Source organism: Desulfurococcus sp. (assembly GCF_049970475.1).
In the GTDB taxonomy this organism is placed as follows: Archaea; Thermoproteota; Thermoprotei_A; order Sulfolobales; family Desulfurococcaceae; genus Desulfurococcus; species Desulfurococcus amylolyticus.
In genome coordinates this window covers 1-3,182 of the sequence record NZ_JBMFMW010000120.1, presented here as the reverse complement: position 1 = coordinate 3,182, position 3,182 = coordinate 1, and the positions used below count along the sequence as shown (strand labels likewise).

Annotated in this window: 3 protein-coding genes; 2 read left to right on the top strand and 1 reads right to left on the bottom strand. The window is 43.9% G+C overall.

Translation table 11 applies throughout. The features are described from left to right. Positions 1-1,300 (bottom strand): alanine/glycine:cation symporter family protein (locus tag ACP5N5_RS06420; protein ID WP_428134179.1); only part of this gene is annotated, 1,300 nt, incomplete at its 3' end. Positions 1,301-1,426: 126 nt separating this feature from the next. Here ACP5N5_RS06420 and ACP5N5_RS06415 point away from each other — a divergent pair. Both ACP5N5_RS06415 and ACP5N5_RS06410 read left to right on the top strand, forming a co-directional pair. Then, entirely contained in the window at positions 1,427-1,651 is a 225-nt protein-coding gene (locus ACP5N5_RS06415) for a hypothetical protein (protein WP_428134175.1), read from the top strand. Positions 1,652-1,688: 37 nt separating this feature from the next. Then, positions 1,689-3,044 (top strand): aspartate aminotransferase family protein, encoded by a 1,356-nt coding sequence (locus ACP5N5_RS06410; protein WP_012609047.1) that lies wholly within the window; start codon positions 1,689-1,691, stop codon positions 3,042-3,044. The last annotated feature ends 138 nt before the right edge of the window (positions 3,045-3,182 follow it).

Sequence of the window (3,182 nt, the reverse complement as noted above, 5' to 3'; positions counted from 1 at the left end):
TATCAGCGAAATTCCAGAATACCTCGAACATATCTGCTGTAGCAATTGCTGCAGGTATTATGGGTATAACCCACATGAACCTCCATATCCACCTCATTGGTTTCTCAGGTAATTTAAGTGTTTTAACCCAGAAGTAGATCCAGTTGACCTCACCATACCACTCCCATGTCAACAGGGTTGTATACGCGAATAATGCTAATGCTAAACCAAGTACTACAGGCGCCCATATTCCATAGGTTCTATAGAAAGCCTCCATGGCTAATTGTGCACCAGATAGATCTGGTCTCTCGATATATACACGGGTAACTATATCAACTATACCGGTCATAGAGCATATGACTATTGTATCCATGAAAACCTCGAAGACACCGTAGAGACCTACTCTACCAGGGTGGTCGACAGTCATATACGCATACATGTTTGGAGCACTACCCAATCCAGCCTCATTAGAGAACAACCCCCTTGCAAAGCCGTATCTGATAGCCGAGTAAACTAGCCAACCAGAGAGACCGCCTGCTGCTGCCTGCGGTGTGAATGCATAAGTAAATATCTCTCTGAAAGCCAGCGGGAGATTACTGCCATATTTTATCCATATCACAAGTGATGCTACAATATACCATGTAGCCATGAACGGCACCAGGAAGTTCGATACATCAGCGATCCTTCTGACACCGCCCAAGACTACTATTGCTGTAAATATGAAAATTAATATACCCGTTATCAACTTTGCTTGGAAAACATCAAATCCATAGGCTTTAGCAATATATTCAACACCAAGGGCCACATTATTCGCCTGCACAGTATTACCTATACCATACGCAGCGATAAATGCGAATATAGAGAATAACACTGCGAGCGCCGGGCCTACAGTCGGCACCAGCCTTATATAATATGGTGTACCCCCTTCAACTTTCCCATCCGGCGTGATTCTCCGAGACCAAGCACCCAGCGTGGCTTCAACGGCTTTAGTACCCATCCCAAGGATAGCGCAAACCCACATCCAGAAGAGCGCGCCAGCACCACCTAAATGAACAGCTGTGGAGACACCGGCTATATTACCTACACCCACCGTGGCCCCCATAACTGCAGCCCATGTCGCAAATGGACTTACCTCTCCCTTACCACCCGTACCCTTATACAACATGTTCTTAAGTACAGCTTTAAACTTGGTTACCTGGAATAAACGGCCGAGAATCGCTATCGAGAGCCCTGTTCCAGCCAATATTATTACCGCAGGAAGACCCCATACTAGTCCATCTATGAAGTTTATTGCTTCAATTATCGATTCAAGTACACCCACTCAAGATCCCCATCACATTTTTACCTATCCACAGTTTATATACTATTGCATTATTTTTAAATGTTTCCAAATAATATGGAAACATTTATTATGTGTTCCTATTAATATTCTATTATGGGATGGGAAATGAGTGGAGAAAACATCTATCAGAGATCGATGGCTAGTTTAATAGTATGGGTCTCATCGCTAATACTGTTAACAATACTCTTACTAGAACTAGGGTTCATGACAAGTATAGATGAAGTAGTATCTAATTGGCCGGCGCATATAACCATAGTGGCCATACTTCTAGTGCTTGAGATAGTGGCATGGCTCACAGGTAGGAAAAGCCAGCCGGTGAAACCCTCGTAATACCGGGTTGCGGGCTTGAGTTTCCTGGTGTTATGTAATGGATAATGAGAGACCTGGAAAAGATCTTCAACTCATAGAGAAATATTGGAGACATGTTTCAAGTAGTCAGGGATTCAAGTATTTTCCCCTGGTGGTTAGTAGGGCAAAGGCGTCGAAGGTATGGGATATAAATGGGAGAGAATATATAGACTTCCTCAGTAGTGCCGCAACATATAATATAGGTCACAGTAACGAGGAGGTTATCAAAGCCATCAAGGAGCACCTAGATAAATTCATACATTACTGTCTCTATTTATACCATGAACCAGTAATAGAATTATCGGAGCTACTTACAGGAATCACGTTGGGAAACCATAGGAAAAAAGTTGTATTCGGTCTCTCAGGTGGGGATGCTAATGATACAGCGCTTAAAGCCGCGTTCATCTATACCCGTAGACCCGGCGTGATATCGTATACTTACTCATACCATGGGACAACAGCTCTTGGGATAGCTGTAGGTGGATCATTCAGGGAGGAGATCAGGAAAGCAATACCGTTTAAAGACGTGTACTTCGTGGAGTACCCGGATACATATAGATGTGGTAATATAGAAGACCCTAGAGAATGCGGCGATCACCACCTTTCAAAATTAGAGGACTTACTGAAGAAGATTAACCCGTCCAGTTTTGCAGCTATAATAATGGAGCCCATACAGGGCGATGGCGGAGTATTAGTTCCCCCGGAGAACTATGTTAAAGGCTTATTCAAGCTAGCCAGGGAAAACGGGATAATAATTATAGATGATGAAGTCCAGACAGGTATGGGTAGGACAGGTAAATGGCTGGCAATAGAGCACTTTAACGTGGAGCCAGACCTAGTAGTCCTAGGTAAAGCACTAGGGGGAGGTATGCCTATATCAGCTGTTATCGGTAGAAGCGAAATACTGGATGCCGCGCCGCCTCAAACATTCTTTGCCACCTCAGCCGCACATGCATTATCCTGCGTGGCAGCCATAGCCACCATCAAATACATTAAGAATTATAACCTAGTAGAGAAAGCCAGGGAACTCGGCGACTATGCTGTAAAAAGGTTGAATGAGTTGAAGGAAAAATACGAAATAATTGGCGATGTAAGGGGTAAGGGACTAATGATCGGGGTTGAAATAGTCAAGGAGAAGAAGCAGAAGATCCCTGACAGAAAAACAGCACTTAAAATAATATGGAGGGCATGGGAGAAAGGGGTAATAATGATGACCTACGGTAAATACGGTAATGTCCTGAGGATTGCCCCTCCACTCGTGATATCAAGGGAGGAACTTGACGCTGGGATAAACATTGTAGACGAGGCAATCAAGGATGTGTTAGAGGGAAGGGTCCCGGATGATGTAATAAATAAAATGAAAGCATGGGAGTAAAACATCTCAAACACGCATCTTTAATACTTTTTTATATTTTCATTCCTAGGCTAGTATTCAATAGTGCCATGAAAAATAGAGAGGTAGCCGGGCGGGGATTCGAACCCCGGTCACGGGGGCCAGAGCCCCGCATCCTTG